This window comes from Stieleria mannarensis, from assembly GCF_014154935.1.
In the GTDB taxonomy this organism is placed as follows: Bacteria; Planctomycetota; Planctomycetia; order Pirellulales; family Pirellulaceae; genus Stieleria; species Stieleria mannarensis.
The window spans coordinates 250425-272854 of record NZ_JACEHH010000004.1; the positions used below are offsets into that span (position 1 = coordinate 250425).

General features: G+C 60.4%; 11 protein-coding genes. 9 read left to right on the plus strand and 2 right to left on the minus strand.

Translation table 11 applies throughout. The annotated features are described in order from the left end of the window. The first annotated feature begins 321 nt into the window (after positions 1–321). From H1B37_RS04535 to H1B37_RS04560, 6 genes are all read left to right on the plus strand, one after another. Positions 322–4212, plus strand: a complete 3891-nt coding sequence (locus H1B37_RS04535; protein WP_182865422.1) for an outer membrane protein assembly factor BamB family protein — start codon at positions 322–324, stop codon at positions 4210–4212. Next, on the plus strand, positions 4209–5231 hold the full coding sequence (locus H1B37_RS04540) for a hypothetical protein (protein WP_182865423.1): 1023 nt from the start codon (positions 4209–4211) through the stop codon (positions 5229–5231). Before H1B37_RS04535 ends, H1B37_RS04540 begins: the two co-directional genes overlap by 4 nt. 216 nt (positions 5232–5447) lie before the next feature. Then, on the plus strand, positions 5448–6362 hold the full coding sequence (locus H1B37_RS04545) for an ATP-binding response regulator (protein WP_182865424.1): 915 nt from the start codon (positions 5448–5450) through the stop codon (positions 6360–6362). Between the two features lie 247 nt (positions 6363–6609). Then, positions 6610–9306, plus strand: a complete 2697-nt coding sequence (locus H1B37_RS04550) for a peptidoglycan DD-metalloendopeptidase family protein (RefSeq protein WP_182865425.1) — start codon at positions 6610–6612, stop codon at positions 9304–9306. Between the two features lie 214 nt (positions 9307–9520). Then, complete coding sequence (locus tag H1B37_RS34285; protein ID WP_182865426.1) at positions 9521–10909, plus strand: vWA domain-containing protein; 1389 nt, start codon at positions 9521–9523, stop codon at positions 10907–10909. Positions 10910–10928: 19 nt separating this feature from the next. After that, positions 10929–13511 (plus strand): hypothetical protein, encoded by a 2583-nt coding sequence (locus H1B37_RS04560; protein ID WP_182865427.1) that lies wholly within the window; start codon positions 10929–10931, stop codon positions 13509–13511. Positions 13512–13536: 25 nt separating this feature from the next. Here H1B37_RS04560 and H1B37_RS04565 read toward each other — a convergent pair whose 3' ends face one another. Together H1B37_RS04565 and H1B37_RS04570 are read right to left on the minus strand one after the other, a co-directional pair. Then, positions 13537–14943: an eCIS core domain-containing protein gene (locus tag H1B37_RS04565; RefSeq protein ID WP_182865428.1), complete on the minus strand. Its 1407-nt coding sequence runs from the start codon at positions 14941–14943 to the stop codon at positions 13537–13539. Positions 14944–15255: 312 nt separating this feature from the next. Next, positions 15256–16158 carry an alpha/beta hydrolase gene (locus tag H1B37_RS04570; RefSeq protein ID WP_220498035.1) on the minus strand — a complete coding sequence of 301 codons (903 nt, stop codon included), beginning with the start codon at positions 16156–16158 and terminating at the stop codon, positions 15256–15258. Between the two features lie 255 nt (positions 16159–16413). Between H1B37_RS04570 and H1B37_RS04575 the strand changes: the two genes are divergently transcribed. The 3 genes from H1B37_RS04575 to H1B37_RS04585 all read left to right on the plus strand — a co-directional run bounded on the left by H1B37_RS04575 (position 16414) and on the right by H1B37_RS04585 (position 22200). Beyond that, on the plus strand, positions 16414–17943 hold the full coding sequence (locus H1B37_RS04575) for a glycoside hydrolase family 183 protein (RefSeq protein WP_182865430.1): 1530 nt from the start codon (positions 16414–16416) through the stop codon (positions 17941–17943). Positions 17944–18061: 118 nt separating this feature from the next. Further along, positions 18062–19609: a Gfo/Idh/MocA family protein gene (locus tag H1B37_RS04580; protein WP_182865431.1), complete on the plus strand. Its 1548-nt coding sequence runs from the start codon at positions 18062–18064 to the stop codon at positions 19607–19609. A gap of 530 nt (positions 19610–20139) precedes the next feature. Next, a complete protein-coding gene (locus H1B37_RS04585) occupies positions 20140–22200 on the plus strand; it encodes a protein kinase domain-containing protein (RefSeq protein ID WP_182865432.1) in 2061 nt (686 codons plus the stop codon). Positions 22201–22430 lie beyond the last annotated feature (230 nt).

Genomic DNA, 22430 nt, shown 5'->3' on the forward strand with positions numbered 1-22430 from the left:
CCAAACCGGTGCCCCAACGGAGGACCTAGCGATCGGCCGCAGCGAAGGCGTCAGGTAGCGGAACTCGCCAAGAGTTTCGCATGCGTGGTTGCCCATTTCGGGCTCGCCGTTTCGGGTGAAGTCTGCTTGATCGTTTGATGTGTTTTTGGCGACGCTTTGATAGTTCGGCCGGGAATTACGGGCCTGACGCCATGAATTGAGATCTCGGCGGGCAGTGGGCGGGGCAGCACGAGGTGATCGGGGCGGCTAGACTGGATGTTCCCACACGGATGACTTCCGCATCCATCCCCACCCGATCGACCCGCCGACGGATTCCCTGCCATGATTGCACGATTGATTTTCGCGACTTGCGGTTTCGTGTGCCTGTTTTTATTGACCACCGCCCGAGCGGACTGGCCGGTCTATCTGAACGGGAACGACCGGGCCGGTTTCACGTCCCAAACCCTGGACCCTTCGCTGCGACTGGCCTGGACCTACAACTCTCCGGCCAAACCGATCAAGGCCTGGTCGGGACCGCGTGAGACGCCGATCGAAGGTCACGTGATGAAGCACCGCGTCGATTTTGATGACGCATTGCAGGTCGTGATCGGCGATGGCCGCGTCTACTTTGGCAGCACGGTGGATCATCGCCTTCACTGCGTCGACGCAAAATCGGGCCGACCGATCTGGGACTTCTACACCGAGGGGCCGATTCGTCTGGCGCCGACGCTGGCTCACGGCAACGTCTACTTCGGATCCGACGACGGCCTGGTTTATTGCTTGCGTGCGACCGATGGCCAAGTCGTCTGGGAAATGCGTGTCGGTCCCAAGGATGATCGCTTGCTCAGCCGCGGCGAAATGATCTCGCGTTGGCCGGTGCGAACGGGCGTGTTGATCGACGGCGATGTGGCTTATTTCGGTGCCGGCGTTTTTCCGCATGAAACGGTTTACTTGTGCGCCGTCAACGCCGTCGACGGTTCGGTGATCTGGCGCAACGACACGATCAGTGATCAGAACGCCGGCCGCAACGACCTATCACCGCAAGGCTATCTGTTGGCCAACGACAATTACTTGTATGTGCCCTCGGGGCGATCGTTGCCGGTGGCCGTTGACAAAGAAACCGGAAAGATCGTCTTTCAACGCACCCACTCGTGGCGCACCGATGCCGGTGGTGTGGTCGGCGGGACAAAAGCACTGCTCGGCGACGGTCAGGTCTATGCCGGCGGACCCCACCACTTTTTGGCGATGAACCAGAAAACCGGCGACGTCGGCGAGTCTTGGATCAACGGCCGGCAAATGGTCTTGGCCGGCGAACTGGCTTACTTGATGGACGGCGAGAAGATCTTTTGCGTCAATCGCAGCGAGCATGCCCGCGCCAGCCAAGAGAAACAGAAGTGGTTTTTGAAACTCCGCGAGCGGCCGACGACGCCAGAGAAACTGGCCCACGCCAAGCAGATGATGAAGGAGGCCATGAAGGGCGGCATCATCTGGGAACACGCCAGCGATTTTGACGGCGTGCTGGTCGCTTCGAACAATGCCGTGATCGCCGGCGGCATGAACGAGGTTGTAATGCTTGATCGCGAGAGCGGCGAAGTCCTGTGGCGAGCCGAGGTCGACGGCAATGTCCGGGGACTGGCGATCGATAGCCATGTTTTGACCGTCAGCACCGACAGCGGAAATGTCTATGCGTTTCGAAGCGATGTGTCCGGCGAGCAAACCGCGACGTGGCCGGGTCCGGCGGAGACGCCGTTTCCCGTCGATGATCAGACCGAATTCTACCAGGCGGCGGCTCGCGAAATCCTCCAGCGCAGCGGTCATCAGACCGGATACTGTCTGGTCGTCGGCAGCGGCCAAGGACGGCTGGCGTACGAGTTGGCACAGCAGAGTGGCTTGACGATCTATGCGGTCGAGCCCGATGCGGCCAAGGCGACGGCTTCGCGCCAGGCACTCGAGCGAGCCGGCATTCACGCCACCCGCATCACGGTGGTCAACACGTCCATCGACGCCATGCCGTTTTCCAACTACTTCGCCAACTTGATCGTGTCCGAGTCGATGTTGCTGTCGGGGCGTTTGCCGGGTGACCCGGAGAAGATCGCGCGGCATCTAAAACCCTGTGGCGGCGTCGTGATCCTGGGGCGTCCCGCAGCCGCGGCGGACCTGCCAGAGATGGCGTCGGCGGAGGAGACGACGGCGTGGCTGACGCAGTTTTATCGGCAGGAGGAAGGCGAGGTCGTCACCGGACCGGATTGGCAACTGCTGCGTCGCGGCAAATTGCCAGGGGCCGGCAACTGGTCCCATCAATACGGCAACGTCGCCAACACGTCTTACAGCGACGACCACCGCATCCGCGATGGGCTGGGCGTGTTGTGGTACGGCGACCCGGGACCGAGTGCGATGATCAACCGTCACGAAGCGGCCGGCGCACCGCTGTCGACCAACGGGCGGATGTTCATCCAGGGGACCGACCGGCTGATGGCCTATGACGCCTACAACGGCAACTTTTTGTGGGAGTTTGAGAATCCCGGCGCGATCCGCACCGGCGTGTTCAACAACCGCGAAACGCACAATTTGGCCGCCAGCGATGATGCACTTTATGTCGCGATCAACAATCAATGCCTGGCACTTGATGCCGCCACGGGCACGGTCAATGCGACCTACCAAACCCCGGAATCACCCGACGGCGTGCAGCGGGCATGGGCCTATCTGGCCTATGACAACGGCCAGGTGTTCGGCACCAGCACGATTCGCGAGGAGTTGGAGCAGCGGATGCGCAGGCGTGGATTGACCGTCAAAAGTCAAACCGATGCGGTGTTTGCGGTCGATACCGAAACCGGCGAGCGGATGTGGACCTACCGCGGCAGCAACATCTTGCACACCACGATCGCGATCGGCCCCGAGCGAATTTATTTCATCGACAGTTCGATCACGCCCGAGGAACGCCAGCAGTTGTATTTGAAGGACAAGGGCGACTTGAAACAGTTGACCGGCGAAGCGGCCGAGCAGGCCGAAGCGGCGATGAAGGACTACGACGTGCGGTTGGCCGTCGCATTGGACCGTCGCACGGGCGAAAAGCTGTGGGAGAAAGCGGTCAACGTCACCGACACCACCAATGTCAGCGCCGGCGGCGGCAGTTTGACGTTGATGGTTGCCGACGGGCGAGTGGTCTTGTGCGGTGCGAACGCCAACGGCCACTACTGGAAACAATTCCTCTCGGGCCAATTCGATCGACGTAAATTGCTGGTGCTCGACGCGGCCGACGGCACCGAGCTGTGGTCCAAGAACGCCAACTACATGAACCGACCGGCGGTCGTCGGCGACGTGATCTATGCCGAGCCCTGGGCGTTCAACTTGCACAGCGGCCAGCCGAAAACGCGGCAACACCCGTTGACCGGCGCCGAAAGCCAGTGGCGTTTCAGCCGTCCGGGGCATCATTGCGGCGTGATCACCGCGACGCCGAACATGATGTTCTTTCGATCTGGCTTCATCGGCTATTACGACCTGTACGAGGACAGCGGGACGCGTCACTTCGCCGGCCAGCGACTCGGGTGCTGGGTCAACGCCATCCCCGGAAATGGTCTCGTGATGATCCCTGAAGCCAGTGCGGGGTGCGTGTGTCAGTTTTCGATCGCGTCGACCGTGGTGATGGAACCGAAATCCGAAAACAAGTCTTGGGGAATCTTCAGCGCCGTCGGCCCGACCACGCCGGTCAAACGGATCGGAATCAACTTCGGCGCCCCCGGCGATCGCAAAGAGATCGCCGGCCACGAATGGTTCGGCTATCCAAGGCCCAGCAGTCGCGGACGGTTGGAGTTCGTGTTTGATTTGAAACCACAACTCGCCAGCGGTGGCGGGTGGTACAGCCGCAATCTGGAATCGGTCGACCTGGACGGATCGGATAAGCCCTGGGTCTATGCTTCGGGGGCGCGGGGGTTGAAGCAATTTGAAATCCCGCTGTTGGGAAAAAACGATCCGGCGGCTCGGTATGACGTCAAACTCTTGTTCGCCAATTTGGACGAAACCGACTCGGGACCGTTTGCGATCAAGTTACAATCGGAAGCCGTCAAATCGGGAATCGTGATCCAGGCCACACCGGGAGAGCCTGCGGAAACGAAGTCCATCGAATTTTCCGACATCGTCGTGGACGACTCATTATTGGTTGAACTGGTTCCCGAAGATCCATCACGGTTGCCGATCCTGTCGGGAATCGAGGTCACACGAAAGGAAGAGCGATGAATCGAATGCGACAACCGCTGCTTATCATCTCAACCTTACTGATGTCGATCGGACTGGTCGCGATCACCACGCCGCCGGCCGACGCCTGCCAGGTGCCGGTGTTTCGTTATGCGCTGGAACGATGGCCTGCAGACAATTACGAACTGGTCGTCTTGCACGACGGACCGCTCGGTGATGCGGAATCGAAACTCATCGAGGCCCTGCGCGATTCCGGCCACCAGGGGGAGGGAGCAGCCAATAGCGGTGTGAAGGTGATCGAAGCGGGCAAGGTGCAAGACGAACTGTTGCGATCGGTCTGGGCACAGCACGGCCGACCAGGGCAAGCGGTGCTGGCGTCCCTGTATCCGATCACGGCACAAGAAGTCCCGGACCGCTTGATCGACGCCGGCCCACTCGATGCCGACATGGTTGCGCATCTGGTCGACTCGCCGATTCGCCAAGAGATCGCGAAACGGTTGGTCGCCGGCGAGTCGGCGGTGTGGATCTTTGTGCCTTGTGGCGACCCCAAGCAGGACGAAGTCGCGTTGAACAATCTGACACGTTTCGTGCAGCAGAACGAGACGTCGTTGGAGCTGCCCGAGCAGGAGGAGATTGAGGACGAACAAGCGTTGTTGGAGCAGTTGGCGATCGAGTTGCGGTTGGATTTTTCGATTCTGACACTGCATCGCGATGACCCTCGCGAACAGTTTTTGCTAAAGATGCTGTTGGCCAGCGAGCCGGACCTGGAGGAATTGGACCAACCGATGGCGTTTCCGGTGCTGGGGCGTGGCCGGGTGTTGTACGGGTTGGTCGGCAAGGGGATTTCGGAATTGACGATCGGATTGGCGTCACGATTCATCATCGGCCCGTGTTCCTGTCAGGTGAAAAACCAGAACCCGGGGTTTGATTTGCTGATGGCGGTCGATTGGGAAAAAAAGATCGGCACGGCGAAGTTAAGCGACCCGTTGCCCGAGACGACCGAGGCGCCGGTGCTGCTGACGATCCCGCCGGGGCGAAAAGCGAAGTCGTCCGGCAACTGATCGACGAGTGACCTGGTTGGTCGCTTGTCGCGCCGAATCGTCGGTTTTTATCGTACTTTTGGCGGAAAAGGCACGTCGTGTTGGCGGCCGATGGCGGGGCATCACCACCTGCCTGAGCCCCCGACCGGGTCAAACCCGCGTCGATACGGTATCATCAAAGGCTTGTCCTGTTTGCCCCCCGGGACCTTCTCTTTGATTCAGCCAAGGTTGACTTCCATGACCACCGTCCTGATCGTCGATGATTCCGCCGTCTGCCAGCGTGTCGCTGGCGCCTGTGTCCAGGCAGCCGGATGCGACGTACGCTATGCCGCCGATGGCTGTGAAGCCCTCGAATCAGTCAACGCGGACAAGCCGGACATCGTCCTGACGGATTTGCAGATGCCCAAGATGGACGGGTTGGAGCTGGTCGAACGGCTTCGCGACGTCTATCCCCAATTGCCGGTGATCCTGATGACGGGATTCGGCAGCGAAGATGTGGCCGCGCGTGCGCTGCGGGCCGGGGCATCCAGCTACGTCCCCAAGGAAAACCTCAGCAAGGGCCTCAGCGAAGCCCTCCGCACGGTCATGTCGGTCGTGCACGCCATCCAGGAACGCGAGAAAGTCCTCGCTTTTTTGGAGGAAAGCGAGTCGCGATTCGTGTTGGGGTATGAACCGGGAGGGATCCAGGCCTTGGTCGGCTACCTGCACGAACAATTAAAGCTGCTGAACTACTTTGACGAGTCGACATTGGTGCAATTGACGACCGCGCTGAGCGAATCGATGACCAACGCGATCGACCACGGCAATCTGGAATTGGATTCCGACTTGCGGGAAGAGGACGACGGATCCTACCGAGCACTCGCCGAACAGCGGATCCAAGAGCCGCCGTATTGCGATCGCCGCGTGACCATCAATGCGACGTTGACGCAGTCCGAGGTCAAGTTTGTCATCACCGATGAAGGGCCGGGGTTCGATCCGACCTCGCTGCCCGATCCGACCGATCCGGAAAACCTGCTCAAGGCCAGCGGCCGCGGCATCATGTTGATTCGCACGTTCTTGGACGAAGTCACGTTCAGCGAAAAAGGCAACGAGGTGACGCTGATCAAACGCCGCCAGACGCCGGAAAACGGTGACGACGACTCCGAGTCCTGACCGCCCCCGAAAGCACGACGTCCCTTCCAATGTGCGATGCCCCTTCCGATGGACGCTGCCCCTTCCGATGGACGCTGCCCCCTTCCGGGCCGTCGCGATTCGCTGCGAAGCAGCGAGGGGGGAATCGCCTAAGAGGTTCGACACCGACGTGCGCTGCACGCGAGACGTGATTCGACTAGGCTCTCCTTGACCTCCGTCTTCCGCGATGGCGACGATCAGGATCACTCGACCGAATTCAGGCACCAAGATGCATCCCCACGACCGTAGACCCGAACGCCGTTTTCCGTCGCGATGGATTGAGCGTCTTGAAACCCGATCGCTGCTGTCAGCCGATCTGGGCGCCCCCGTCGGTGACTTTGCCCCCGGCTTCGGCTCCGAACACTCGCATGACGAACCGGCGTGGTCCGGAGACGTGCTGTCGGGCGATGGCGACGTGCACACCGTTTATCAACAAAATCCCCCGCCGGGACCGGCGTGGTTGGCCAACTCGTCCTCGCCGAACTTGCGTCTGATCGCGGGCTACGTTCGCGACGGTCAAGGCAACCCGATCGAATCGCCGTTTTTGGGCCAACGGCTGGCGATTCAGGTGCAGTTTGAAACAACGAACCTGCCGTTCGGGGCGGCCCATGCGTTCCACTTCACCGTCGACGGAGTCACTCTGGGCAGCGGCGTGCTGAACACCGGTGCGGGGCAATCGGCCTACACCGGGTTTCGGTGGCGAGCCGGATGGTTCGCGACGCCGGGAACGCATCAAGTTGTTGTGACCGCGGATGCGTTCAATACGGTTGCCGAAAGCGACGAAACGGACAACTCGATCAGTTTCACCTTCACGACCGGACAGACCACATTTGCCCAGCCGCTGATCTGGCCCGTCGAAGGCACACCGTTTGTCGACCACGCGTTCCTGAACTATGTCGATGTCGATCCGACCGGGGGAATCGAAGACTTTCGTGGTGGCGGATATGCATATGACGGCCACTCCGCGTGGGACATCGCCGTTCGTGGTTATGACGAACAAGATGCCGGGATCGAGATCTATGCCGCCGCGGACGGAACTGTGGTCGACACCCATGACGGGGAATTTGATCGACAAACCAACCTCGGGTCCACCTTCCCGCCGGTCAACTATGTCGTCGTCGATCACGGTGACGGGTGGACGACACGCTACGTCCATCTGCGACGTGATTCGGTCCAAGTTTCTGTGGGCGACGTCGTTTCCGCCGGCGACAAACTCGGTTACATGGCCAGCTCCGGTTGGTCCGATATCACTCACCTCCACTTTGCACTGGAGCACTACGGGTTTTCCGTCGAACCCTGGTACGATCCATCAACGTTCTTGCACGGCTCGGTCGCGGCGCTCGAGTACATCGGCGAAAGCCAGGCCGTGCTCAGTAACGGGATTTCCAACGTTCCCGTCGCAGCACACGTCCGTGAAGGGACGTCGCAGATCAACGTCTTTGAGCAGAAACCGGGGCAACTGGTTTACACCTGGAATTGGTTCTCCGGCGTCGAACAAGGCGATGAGATCCATCTGGATTGGCGTCGCCCCGACGGATCGGTGTTTCGAGTCAATCATGTCACCGCGGGCAACGATTGGGCGCACCAGTGGCGCTGGTATTCGTACTTTCTTCCCGACCAGCCCGACCTGGGGACTTGGACCATCGACGTTCTGGTCAATGGAGTCAAACTCGCCGAACAGTCCTTCGTCGTCGCTTCCCAAGGGGTCCCCGAAGCACGTGTGCTACAAAACGGCGCGCTGATCGTCGATGACCGTGTCACCCCGATCGACTTCGGCACGATTCCGCAGTCGTCGTTTCCGCCATCACGTAGCTTTGTGCTGGAGAACCACGGCGAGGCGGTGCTGAATCTCGGCGACGTCGCGGTCCCGTCGGGGTTCACCGTCACCGACCCGTTGCCCGCTTCCCTGGCCCCCGGACAATCGGACACGTTGACGGTGCAGTTGTCGACAATGGTGCCAGGTCAATTCGCGGGCCAAGTGAGAATCGAAACCGACGACGCGGATGAAGGCGTCTACGAGTTTTCAGTGGAAGGAATCGTCACGTCGACCACTGCCCCGCAACAATTGATTTTGGGCCTGAGCGAACGCAAGACACCGGAGGGAACAACCCTGATTGGAAACGTACGACGCAGTGATGACGGCGCGGGGACATCGGGCCCTTTGGTGGTGAACCTGGCGTCGGATTCCTCGCGGGTCACGATCCCCGCTTCGGTCACAATTCCGGCGGGCAGTGATCGCGTCCTGTTTCGGATCCAGACCGCCGTGGATTCCAGCAGTTCGTCCGATGATGTCGTGCAGTTTTCTGCGACGTCGGCGGTGACGCCCGCGGCCCAAAACGAACTGCTGCTAGTCGACCTGCCGGTGGCGCCGACGGTCGTCGACGTTGACGTTAATGGTGGCGATCCGTCAAGGTCATCGCTTGAATCAATCACTGTCCGATTCGACCAGCAAGTGGCCATTGATTTATCCGGCCCCGAGACCGCGGTTGAAGTGGTCAACCGGGACTCGGGTGCGGCGGTGCCGATCGATCTGGCCGCCTCGGTCGCCGATGACGGATCCGTCTTGGAAATCACATTCCCCAGCCCGACGGAGTTGGCCGATGGAAACTATCTCTTGATCCTCAATGCGCCGCTGATCACAGCATCCGGTTTACCACTGGACGGAAACGGCAACGGAATCGCGGACTCCGAGGACGACTACCTGTTCGGTAATCAATCAACCGATGCGTTCTTCAGGTTCTACGGCGACACCGACGGGGATCGCGATGTCGATGGCCAGGACTATGGTCGCTTCGGTCGAAGCTTCTTGAAATCGGTCGGCCAAGAGGGGTTTGACGCTCGCTTGGACTCCGATTTTGACGGGGACGTCGATGGGCAAGACTATGGCCGATTCGGGATCCGGTTCTTGCGGACCTTGCCGGAGTGACGCTTGCGTTGTGAGTTTTTTGCCGGCTTTTTGAGTCCTTTGTGACGGGGACGCACGTTTGGATTTGGGGGGGGCGTTGGGTGATCAACGGTGCGTCGGGTGATGTGGTTCGCCGGGGGCGATTGCGGACGCGGTTTCGTGGGGCCGCTCGCTTACGCTTCCCGCTGGCATTGGGTTGCGTGGGGGCGTGTTGTTACTTTTCTTGAGGTGATTCGTGTCTGATCTTGTGACCGTGTCCAACGGCAAACGGTTCTTTCGAATCCCGACGGGCCAACTGCCACAAGCTCAGCGTGGGGGATACTACCGTCCCGGGGTAATGGGGCGGACCATTGTTTCCGACGGAACCCAGATCTTTGAAATTCCGCTGGAAGATCTGCCGGCGGCGACCGCCGATGGGTACCGCGACGTGCTGGCGATCGAGCGACCGTCGATCGTCTGTGATGCGGCCGATCCCCCTGGCAAATCCTCGGAGGACACATCAGCCCCGCAGGCATCTGCACAGACGGTTTCCGCGTATCGCCGCGCGGAACTGGAGCACGAGGCCTTACACGAACAGCTTCACGGTGCGTATGAGGAGGCTTCGCTGCTCTGGAAACCGCTGGCGTGGAGTCGACTGTGGTGGTTCGAGCATCGCGAGGGGCTGTTGGATCAATTGCGAACCAGCGGCTTGAGCATCGCGTTGCACGTGGCGCTGCTGTTGCTGCTGTCGACGATCTTCCTGGTCGAAGAACGGATCTCCAACCCGGACATCATCACCGTTTCGACCGCGATCGAGGAATCGATCCAGGAGGTCGTGATCGAACAGGTGGAGGTCGAAGTCACCGAACCGGTTGAAGAGGTCGTCGAGGAAGTCACCGAATCGATCGACGTGACGTCGGAGGTGACCGAGCAATTCGTGTCGGTCGATCTGAGCGATTCTTTTGACGGCAGTCTGCTGGCGCCACCGGCCGGCGAGGGTGATGGCGAAGCGATGGCAACGCCGGCCAAGGCCAAGGTGCAGTTTTTCGGTTCGCAAACCGAGGCGGTCGATTTTGTTTTCGTGATCGACAACTCCAACAGCATGACGCAGGGACGGTTCGAAACCGCGCTCAATGAATTGATCAAAGCGGTCGGCAAACTCAACAAACGCCAGAAGTTCTACGTGATCTTCTACAGCGACACCGCCTATCCGCTGTTCCATCCCTATTCCCCGAAAACGCTGGTCCCCGCCACAGCCAAGAACAAGCAGATGCTGGTCCAGTGGTTGCAAACGGTGCCGCTGTGTTTGAGAACCGACGGCAAGGAAGCCCTGCAGCTGGGATTCAACCTTGAGCCGGACGTCATGTTCGTGCTCGGTGACGGTGCCTTCACCGACGGCGCCTCCCGCTACTTTAGCCAGCGACCGAACAAGAACGTCGTCGTTCACACCCTGGGGATGGAGGTGAATGCCAAGAACGCCGCGACCTTCAAACAACTGGCCAACAAGCACGGGGGGACCTATCAAGACGTCGGCGTCCACCCGCAAGCCGCCGTGGTCGCAAAGCAGTTTCCCCGTCCGAAGAACAGGACGCGAAACGGCTATTGGGGACTCAAGCTGCCGGCCAACAACAACAAGATGAAATAAGATCGGACATGGACGGCCAATGACGGACTCTCAATCCTGGCGCTCGCGTGCGAAGGCTTTGTCGCCGGGCTCAGCATCCAACAAGCCGGCATCCAACAAGCCGGCATCCAACAAGCCAGCTCCTAACAAACCGGCGTCAAAACAAGCCGCGCCCGCAACGGTCGGCGATACAGAAGCCCCGACGGTCGAACCGGCGTCCAAACGCGATACACCTCAACGCGATGCACCCGACGGTTGGCAGTCGCTCGATGCGGCAACGGCCATGCAATTGCTGTCTGTGCAGGCGGACAATCCGAGCGATGTCGCCGACGCCGATGCCGACCTGACGGATGAAACGCCGCGGCCGGGCCGCCGTCGGCTTTCCTGGGTGGAATGGATCGGCATCGTCGCCCTGCTGGGGCTGTTGATCGCCACGGTGCTGTTGTACCTCCAGCGACCACAGACCCCGATGCCGATGGACCCGACTCCGGCCGCCGCACCATCAGCCAGTCGTGTGCTCCCACCCCCGTCTCTGACCGCTCCTGGTCGGTCGGTCGCAGCGAACGACAGCCCCAGGCCGGGAACGCGACCGGCGACCGATCAACCGCTTGGAGCCTCAGCAAACGCCATTGCGGAAACGGTGTTGTCCGATGCCGGTGACGGTTCGTTTGCACTGCAGCCGTCGGACGGCGTGCCGGCTCCGAAAAAGCCCGACGGTAAAGGAGCCGACTCCTCCCGAAATCCATCACCGTCCACGAAGGCTGCTCCGCCGGAGTCGGCCAAGAGGCGGCGGCCCGCGCCTCGAGCTCCCGATCCAAGTTCGATTGTTCCGGTCCAGCGAAAGCCGGTCGAGCATGCTGCGGAAAAGCCGATGCGAGAATCGGTCCCGCTGCCGCCGCGATCGCCCGCCTTCGTCTCCTTTGACCGAGTCTATGCCGTCGCGTTTGAAAAGCACCAAGCGTACTCGGCTGAGAAAGCGTCCAACCCCGCGTCGGAATCGGCGAAAGCGTTGTTGGTGGAGTGCGTGACATTGTTCGAGCAGTGTTTGGGGCGGCCGAAAAGTGAATCGACGCCCGAACAGCGTTTTCAGATCGCATCCACGCTTGCCATGCTCTACCTCGACGCCGGGCACCTGTACCACGCCGCCGTTTATGGGGGCTTCGTCACGCGACTGGCCGACCCAGGGCAACCGATCACTCAGGCCGCCGCGACGCTCACGTTCGCCGCCTTGCAAGAAGCTCATCAAGTCCACTACACCGGCGCGGATCGTTCGGGTGACCTGCATCAGTTAGAAAAACTGTGTGACCTGATCGTCCGCCGCGGCATCAAGCACCCACAGTTGGACACGATGCGTTTCGCAACGGCCCAGTTGTACGAACGAGACGGATTTCATCTGACCGCGGCGCAGAACTACGTCCAAATTCCCAACCGCTCGCCCCTGTATGCCAAAGCCCAGTTGGCCGCGGGGCGACAGTTTTGGGCGGAGGCGAATCGCCGCGAAAGGGACGGAATCAAGAACCAGCACGACGCAATCGTCAGCTGTGCGGCCAAGTACCTGCGCACCGCGATCGAACTGGCCGACGCCGATCAAACGCCGACATCGCCACAGCTGGCGGGCATGTTTTCGCTTGCCGAGATCTCACTGTTGCGTGGTGATCCACAGCAAGCGATCGAATTGCTGGACGGTGATCGTGGTGTGATTCGTCAAGCCAAAAAGGCGAAGCTGTCCGACGCGTTTGTCACCGCTGCCCAGGAGTGTCTGTTTCAATCCTATTCGCAATCGGCTGACTTGCAGGGAATCCAGGCGTCGCTCGCGGCTCTTTCCAAACGCTACGGCGCGAGCGGTCGCGACCGGATCGCAGGTTTGCAAACCAAAGTCGCGAAGGATTACCTGGCCGATCTGGATCCCGATCAACCGGTTTCGATGGAACAAGCCCGGCAATTCGACGCGTTGTTGGAGACCATTTTGGATCCGAAGCGGAATCCGTCGGTCGGCGTGATATTGTGGGCCGTCCAGGCTTGGTCGGACCTGGAGACTCGGGCGGAAGACCCCCGGGTCCGAACGTTGTGTCGGTCGCGATCGGACCAGTTGCTTCAAAAGGCAGCCGATTCGAAGGAGCTGAGTGAGGCCGAAAAGATGGCGTTGCGGCTGAAGCGAATCGATTTGGCGCAGCGATCCGGTGATGCGACGCAGGCTCTCACGCTGCTTTCCGAAATCCTCCGTCAATCACCCGCCGCGATCGATCTTCAAATCAAAGCGGCCGAGATGTTGCTGGCCGATGCCCAGGCAACCGGCGACGCGGGGCGATTCGCCGAGGCGGTGGGGGGACGCGGCGACGACGGGATTTGGGGCTGGGCAAAACTGACCACCAATCTGGCACGCATGCACTTCGACAGCGATGACAAAACGCGATACCTGGACCGGTTGCTCCTGGCCGGATTTCATCTCAACGAGACGCGCATCCTGCAGGCTCGCGCGACGACGTCGCCCGATGAGCGACGACGCCTGCTGGATGATTCAAAGCGACATCTGCGACAGTTGATCGCAACGTTCGCCCACTCCTCCGACAAGTGGACGACGAAACTGCAAACGCTTGAAGCGATGATCGATGGCTTCGAATGACACGTTCGGCGACAACAAACTTGTACTAACCGCCTCGGAAGTCATCGGGGTTCTCGATGCAGGGGTCGGAGCCTCCCCATCCACACGCGGTGATACCGAACAGGTAATACAAGCTACGAGCACTCCGCTGCCGCCGACCGATCCAGGCATGCACATCCGGGCCGGCAACGACTTCGATCCGGGTGGATTCCGCCGAATGGATCCTGTGAAGCTCATCAAATCCGGCTTGCACCGCGGGGCGGACCGCTTCGAATTCGCGGCGAAATTGCCGGTAGCTTCCGATCGTTCTGGCCCTTGCCCGGCCGACGATGTCATAGACGTCCGAGGCCCCGCGTTCGATCGACGATTGGGTACAGGTGCTGTCATGACAATGGCTTCGGACCTGACCGGAGGTGAGGTATTTGCCGTCGAGACGCCGCATCGAATCGCTTTCAAGCATCATCTGTGCCATGCGTCGCACGGTGGGATCGACCGATTCGTCTTCAGCGAGCCGGGGGAGCCAGCCGACGATTTCGTCCAGCCCCGGTGGACTGGGTGGGACGGGCAATGGTGCCGGGTAACGCGACTGGTCAATCTCGATCCGATCAACGTGCGGTCGTCCGCCGGCGTCCAATGCGACTTCGCGATCTCCGGGCCCGGTCATCATGTGAATGAAACGGATCGGAATCCACAATTCCATCGGTCGGCCCATCGCCAAGGCGTGGGGATTGTCGCGACTCCACGCGACACGTTCCCGTTGCAGGTGCGTGTGCAATTCGCCCCGAAATGGCATGCTTCGAACAAGTCCCGGCGCTCGATCGGATTGTTGGCTCGTCACCAACGATCGCAGCGCGACGATGATGCGTTCTTCGATCGCGTCGTCCGTGGCGGCGTGCGGAACCATCACTTCAATGTCAACCACGCTCGGTGCCCTGCCGCCAGGGATGGTGATCCAACGAAACACCGTCACATGCAACCCGTGCTCGATCTGCCTTCTCCGGTTGGCGTAGATGGTTGAGGGAGAGGCGTGAGCACGCGGCAGCCGAATCGGTTGTCCCGACACCAAGGCGTCGCTGATTTCATCTGCCTCTTGCTCTTCGTCGCAATTCGCTCGGCCGATATTGTTGGGGGCCAACGATGCTATCCTGCCCTGGTGCGGCTGCTGCAGGACATGAACCAACTCGTGGGCAACCAATCGCATGTCTGGGTTCGCGTCACCGAACACGACATGACGGCCGAATGTGAATGCTTCGGCGCCCAGCATTGCCGCCGCCCTGCTTGCGATGCTGCCGAAAAACACTCGCACGTGATCCAAATTGGCTCCGAACCGCTCTTGCAGCTCGCGCTGGTACGGGATCGGAACACTTGGCGAATTCATCAGCCGAAGGATCAACGCGGCCAGTCGTGGTTGGATCGATTGACTCTCGATGTGCTGGTCTGGATGAGCACGCATGACATCCCTCACGGATTTGGGGACCACGTTCTCGTTGTTCGATGCGAGCGGTCTTACAGAGACCCTCGCTTGACCACGAACGCTCACAAGTGTTGTTCATCCCGGTACCGTGCACGTTGCATACCATTGCGCGTCACTCGCGCTCGCGCCGCGAATAGCGGATCGATTGCGCGAACCCGCGCATCATTCGTGCGGATTCGCACCTCGCGAACCTCGCCGTCCCCCGTGCGAGGCGGCCGGGACCCTGAACCGAATCACCTTCGGCCCGGAATCACTCGGCCTTCCCGTCGTGATGTCGTTCCCGGTCTGTCCTCACGGAATCAACTTCATCGTTTTCATCCAACTCGCCGCTTGTTCGGGCCAGCGGGTGACGGGTTGGTCGGTGACGCGCAGACCGTATCCGTGGCCTCCGGTCGCATAGACGTGTAGCTCGGCCGGGACTCCGGCTTCTTTGAGTGCTCCGGCCAAGGTCAGACAGTTGTGCGCGGAGACGCGATCGTCGAAGGCATGTGCAAAGAACATCGGCGGCGTGTCCTGGTTGATCGTGATGTAGTCGTGAAGCTGCGTCGTGCCCTTTTCCACCATGCCGGCGGCGTAGATCAGCAGCGCAAAGTTCGGCCGGATGGAGACCTGGTCGACTTTGTCCACCGCTTCGTATCGACGATCTTCCTGGAAGATGGCGGTCAAGCCGGCGGTCTCCCCCCCGGCGGAAAAGCCCAAGATCCCAATTTTTTCCGGATCGATCTTCCACTCGTCGGCACGGGATCGCACCAGACTCATCGCCCGCTGGGCGTCTTGCACGGCGGCCCGCCAACGGCGTTCCGGGTCGCGCGCCGGTACGCGGTACTTCAGCACGATCGCGGTCACGCCAAGTTTGTTGAGCCACTCGGCCACCTCGGTGCCTTCCAAGTCATAGGCCAGGATGTGGTGTCCGCCGCCGGGGCAGATCACCACGGCGGTGCCGTTGCTTTGTTCGGCCGGCGGTCGATACACCGCGATCTGGGGCGTGGAAACGTTACCCAACTTGATGATCCGGCGTCCGGCGATCAGGCGGTCCTCCGGTTTCGTCTGATCCGCTTCGGCGGGCAACGTTTTGGTTTCCCCCGGCGGCGTCCCCGGCCAAACGTTCATGACGATCGGGTCGCCGGCGGAAACGTGGGGTGATGTGGCGAAAACAGAACTGACAAGTAGGAGGATCGACAGGGTGGATTTCATGCGATGTTCCAAGGGATTACGGATAGAAGGTGGGCTATTCTAACTTCGGTGGCCAGACGGTGCGGCTAGCTCATCGGCACGTTGATCCCCGAGCAATGGGAGAATGATTCGGGGCAGAATGTTGGGGGACAGTAGGCTGATCCCAGGAAGACTGAGTGGCACTCGCTGGTGGCATCGGGATATGCTGCAGGCCCCGACGGTGACTCGCCGCGTTCCTTCCGCCCTGGCAGCATCCTCATTGCGATCTCCACTGACATGCCATCGCCCAGATCCATCTGCATCACATCCATCTTCGTCACGCTGTTGATCGGCCTTTCCGCCCGGGCGCACGACTACTTCACGATCCAAGTCGTGGACGACGTGACCGGGCGAGGGGTTCCGATGGTCGAACTCAAGACGGTCAACGACGTTTGTTATCACACCGATTCGGCCGGGATCGTTGCCTTGGACGAACCCGGTCTGATGGGGCAAACCGTGTTCTTTCATGTCAGCAGTCACGGTTACGAGTTTCCCAAGGACGGCTTCGGTTTTCGCGGCACACGATTGAAGGTTCAGTCCGGTGGAACGGCGACGGTAAAGATCAAGCGGTTGAACATCGCCGAGCGTCTTTATCGAATCACGGGCGCTGGGATCTATCGTGACAGCCTCCTGGTCGGGCGTCCCGTGCCGATCGAGCAGCCCGTGTTGAACGGGCAAGTCTTCGGATCCGACAGCGTCGTCAATGCCGTCTACAACGGAAAACTGTACTGGTTCTGGGGTGACACGAACCGGCCGTCTTACCCGTTGGGCAATTTCCATGTGCCCGGTGCGGTATCACGATTGCCGAGTGACGGTGGGCTGGCCCCCGACGTCGGTGTCGACTTGGAATACTTTGTCGACCAAAACGGCTTTGCCAAACCGATGGCCAAGCTTCCCGGCGCCGGCCCAACCTGGATCAATGGCCTGATCACGCTGAGAGACGATGGCAACAAGGGACGCGAGCGGATGTTTGCCGCCTACGTCAAAATCAAACCGCCGCTGACCGTTTATCAACGAGGATTGGCGGAGTTTGATGACGGAGCCAACCGATTCGAAAAACGACTCTCGTTCGCGGTCGATGCACCGCTGTATCCATTCGGGCATCCCTTTGTGCATGAAGACGACGGCGTCGACTATGTGTATTTCGCCGATCCGTTTCCCATCGTCCGCGTCCCCGCGACGGTCGATGCGTTGATGGACTTGGCTCAGTACCAAGCTTACACGTGCTTAACGCAGGGCAGTCGCGGCGATGCCTTCGAAGTGGAACGGAGCGATGGTGAGCCCGTGTTCGGTTGGAAACCGGACACGATCCCGTTCACGCCCCAGCTTCAGAATCGACTGGTCAAAGCCGGGTATCTTGATTCGGACCAAGGACTGTTCCAATTGATGAACGAACAAGACCAACCGGTCACGATGCACCGCGGGTCGGTGGCCTGGAACGCATATCGAAACCGCTGGGTGATGATCGGGGTCCAGCACGCGGGAACATCGATGCTGGGGGAAGTCTGGTACGCGGAATCCGAGCGACTGACCGGCCCCTGGACCCACGCCCGCAAGATCGTCAGCCATCGGCGGTACAGTTTCTACAACCCGAAACAGCACCCCGTTTTCGCTAGAGACAACGGACGGGTGATCTTTTTCGAGGGCACGTACACGGCGACGTTTTCGGGCAACGACGATCCGACGCCTCGCTACGATTACAACCAAATCATGTACAAACTGGACCTTTCCGATCCCCGGCTGGGTTTGGCGGATGGGAAGCACTAAGGGACGCATCTTTTCGCTCACGTTGTCGCGGAAAATGGGTTATGATGGTTGGCCGTCCTCTCGATCGTTTGAGACCCCGTCCCACCCCAAACCCCGCATCCGCATGGAGCCTTTTCCGATGAAACAGATTACCCGCCGCCAGTTCAACGCCGCATCGGCCGCCTCGCTCGCCGGGCTGGCGACCGCCGTCCACACCAGTTCGGCCGCCAAGGCGGCTGACAGCCCCAACGAAAAACTGGGCGTCGTGGTCGCAGGGGTAAATGGACGCGGCCAGTCGCACGTCGCGGGTTTTGGCAACGATCCGCGTGCGGAAGTACGCGCCATCGTCGAGGTCGATTCCAAGGTCGCCGAGCAGCGTGCCGGATCGATCGAAAAACGCACCGGAAAGAAGCCGACGGTGTACCGCGACATCCGCGAAGCGCTCGAGAATGACGATCTGCAAATCGTCACCTGCGCCACGCCGAACCACTGGCACGCCCTGATCGGTGTGTGGGCGATGCAAGCGGGCAAAGATGTTTACCTGGAAAAACCGATCAGCCACAACGTCAACGAAGGGCGCGCGCTGGTCGCGGCGGCCAAGAAGTACGGCCGCATGTTCCAAACCGGAACGCAGTGCCGCAGCAGCAACGGCGTGATCGACTTGGTCGACTTCATCCAAAGCGGCGGGATCGGCGAAGTTAAATTGGCTCGCGGGCTTTGCTACAAACGCCGCAAATCGATCGGGCCGCTGGGCGATTACCCCGTCCCCGATTCGGTCGATTTCAACCTCTGGAGCGGGCCGGCCACCTACACCGACCCCAAAGTGACACGCCAACGATTCCATTATGATTGGCACTGGCAACGTCACTACGGCAACGGCGATTCGGGCAACCAAGGCCCGCACCAAACCGACGTCTCGCGTTGGGGGCTGGGACTGGAACGTCACCCCAACTCGATCCTGACCTACGCCGGACGTTTGGGGTACCAGGCCGAACGCAAAGATCCCAACTACGTCGACGCCGGGGACACCGCCAACACGCAAGTGTCGATCTACGATTATGGCGACAAGACCATCGTGTTTGAAACGCGCGGGTTGAGTGTCGACAACAGTGCCGACGATGAAATCAACGAGTTGTTCGGCAGCACCCGAGGCAACAAGATCGGAGTCGTTTTCTACGGCAGCGAAGGCTATGCGATCCAAGGTCCGAATTACGAGAATGGACGGGTCTTTGACCTGAACAAGAAGCCCGTGCGTGATTTCAAACACAATACCAAAGAAGACGGTCAACTCAACGAGTTGCACATGAGCAACTTCATCGATGCCGTGGTCTCGCGTGATGGTTCCAAGTTGAACGCCGATGCGACGTGCGGACACCTGTCCGCCTCGATCGCGCACCTGGGCAATATTTCCTATTACGTCGGACAGGAAAACCGCGTCAGCCCCGACGACATCGCCGCTGCCGTCGAAGCCTTCGGTTCCTCCGACGACGACTCGGAAACGCTGCAGCGAACCCTGCGACATCTCCGCGACAACGGTGTCAAACCCGAAGTCGAACAACTGTCGCTCGGACCGGTGTTAAAATTCGACCCCGTCGCCGAACGTTTCGCCGACAACGATGCCGCCAATGCGATGTTGACACGTCAGTATCGCGACGGATTCGTCGTCCCGGATCCCGACAACGTCTGATCGGCGGGTTTGGAAAACCTGTGGGATAGCCTAGCGAGGTGAATTTTGATTCTCTCTCTCTCTGGGAGAGACGGCGTTTGCACAGCAAGCAAACGCCAGAGAGGGGCCTCGGCTTGAGAAAGTCTTGGCGACTTCCGCCACGATCAATTCGGTCACTTCTACATTCGACCCCATAGGAATCAAGTTAAGCGGACGATCCATCGCTGAGTCGAATTCACTCTCCCTCTGTGAGGGTCGCGGAGGAGTGAGCGACGACGCGGGGAGGGTTGCCTGTGGCTCGAAGGCACTTAAACACCGCGAATCGACCCTCCCCTCGCTGCGCTCGACCCTCCCTGCCAGGGAGGGTGATTTCCAAAAACCGCACGACCTCTGGCTAAGAGGCGTTTCGATTGGGCCAGCCGTCGATTTCAGTTACTCCCTCGCTGCAAGATTCTCCGTAACAACCTCGCCCCCGGTCCGCTTGGTCCATCGTACGGGAGCGTCTTTCGACGCTCATTGGTCCAAAAACCGACGATTGCAGGCCCGGCGATATGGTCATTCTCGAACAAGGCAACGAGCCGATTCCGGGCTACTTCTTGGCCGAAAAGCTCGGCGAAGGGTCGTTCGGAGTCGTCTGGTCGGCCGACGGACCGGGCGAGACCAGGGTCGCACTCAAGTTTCTGGATCTACATCAGGCCGGGGGAGCGAAGGAGTTGGAGTCGATCTCGGCGATCAAGAACATTCGACACCCCAACTTGCTGCCGATCACGGGGTTTTGGTTGCTGGATCGATCCGGAAAACCGATCCGCGACGGCCGTGCGAATCGGTTTCGTCTGACATCCAGCGAGCCGGCTACCCTGGTCATCGCGATGGTGGTCGGCGAGAAAAGCTTGGACGACGTGTTGCAAGACTATCGCTCGCGCGGCCGGTCGGGGATTCCCTTGCCCGAGCTGCTGGACTATGTCGAAGACGCCGCCCGGGGATTGGACTTTCTCAATGCACCGCGGCACGACCTCGGTGACGGGCGGCGGGTCTCCATCGCCCATCGCGACATCAAACCCGACAACATCTTGCTGGTCGGCGATGCCGCGGTGCTATGTGATTTTGGAGTCGCCCGCCCTTGCTATGCCGAATCGATTCGCTCGACCGGGATGATCGGTTCCCCCGCGTTCATCTCGCCGGAAAGCATTTCAGGAAACGCCGCCGGCGGTGCCAGTGACCAGTATTCACTGGCGTTGACGTACTACTACCTGCGCACCGGTGACCATGCGATTCGGGCGACCGATCAAGCGGCGGCGCTGCATTGTCACGTCAGCGGCGAACTGGATTTTTCCAAGGTCGGCCCGGCCGAACAACGCGTGCTCCAGCGGGCCACGCGACTGGAGACGAACGAGCGTTTCGAGTCCTGCCGGCGAATGACGCGTGCGCTCCATCGCGCCGTCGCTCTGTCGTCCCAGGCGGTGTCGCTGGATCCGTCGATCAGGCAGCTCAATGCCGACGTGACCGAGACCGCGATCGACCCCCGATTCGATTCCACAACGGCGGCCGCGGGAGCAACCGCCGCGGTGCCGCGCCCGGCGTCCATCGTCGGCAGGACAGGATCCTGGCGGAAACGAGCCCCCGGTCGCCCCCGCCCGATCCGCCGGGCGATCGTTTCAGTCGCGATGGTCACACTCGCAGCCATCGCGGTGCAATTCGTCTCGCCTGGTCCTCGGGCCCAAATCGGCAAACGGGATCACATCGCAGAACAACGGCCCGAAGGCTTGCGCCGATCGAATGAGCCTCGCTTGACGTCCGACGGCCCGGGGCAGCGCTCGGCCCCGTCGCCGATCGGCGCGGTCAACGCGGTCAACGCGCTGGGCTTGCGGCAAACGGTTGAAGTCCCACGGAGATCGGCCTCCGAACACCACTCCCTTGCGCCCGATGCTGAACCCGCTGCGATGGTCGTCGAACCGGACACAGCCGACACCACCGACGTGAACAAGGATTCGACCTCATCCAACGCCGGCGCGGAATCCGCAATCGAATCGGTCGCTGACGAGGCCATCGCGGGGGAATCCGTCGCGCCCGAAACCACGGACCAGGCCCCCGCCTCCTCGCCCGCCAGCACCGAGACGATTAACGGGGAAGACCTGACGATCGCCGTCTTCGCCAAACTTGGTGGCGCACTCAGTCATGACCAGACGGAACTGGACCTGTCGGGGACCAAGGTGACGGTGGAGGATCTTTCGCGGTTGCGTTTCCTGCCATCGCTTGTTTCTTTGTCGGTGGAGAACACACCGATCGACGATGAAGGGTTGGCTGAAATCGTTCGCCGGCAGCCGAAGTTGCAATCACTGTACCTTGCCAAAACCAAAGTCACCGATGCGGGACTGAAGCACTTGCGAGAGCTACGTGAATTGGTCCGTGTGGATCTGGCATCGTGCAAGGTCCGCGACGAAGGGTTGGTGCATTTGCACGCGCTGGAGAACCTGCAAGCGGTCGGATTGAGTTCGACGGCGGTATCGCCAGCCGGGATGGAAACACTGAGCGAAGTCCTGGCACACCGGGCCGTGATCCAAGGCCCCGAATTCAGCCTGTTGGGCGGCAAACGATTCGACGTGATGCATTGAGGATCGTGAGCATTCTGGATGGTCGCGGGAGCAGCCGGTCGCAGCAGTCGATCCGCTTTCCACCATTCTGCCCCGAATCATTCTGCCATCGTTCCCCCTGATTACCACCGACGTGACAGGGCACGGTGGGTGGAGAGGTAGGAAAATTTAGGAGGTAAGAAAATTCGCTCCATCGATCGATGGTGGTGCCCTTCATCATTTTCTTACCTCCAAAATTTTCTCACCCCAGC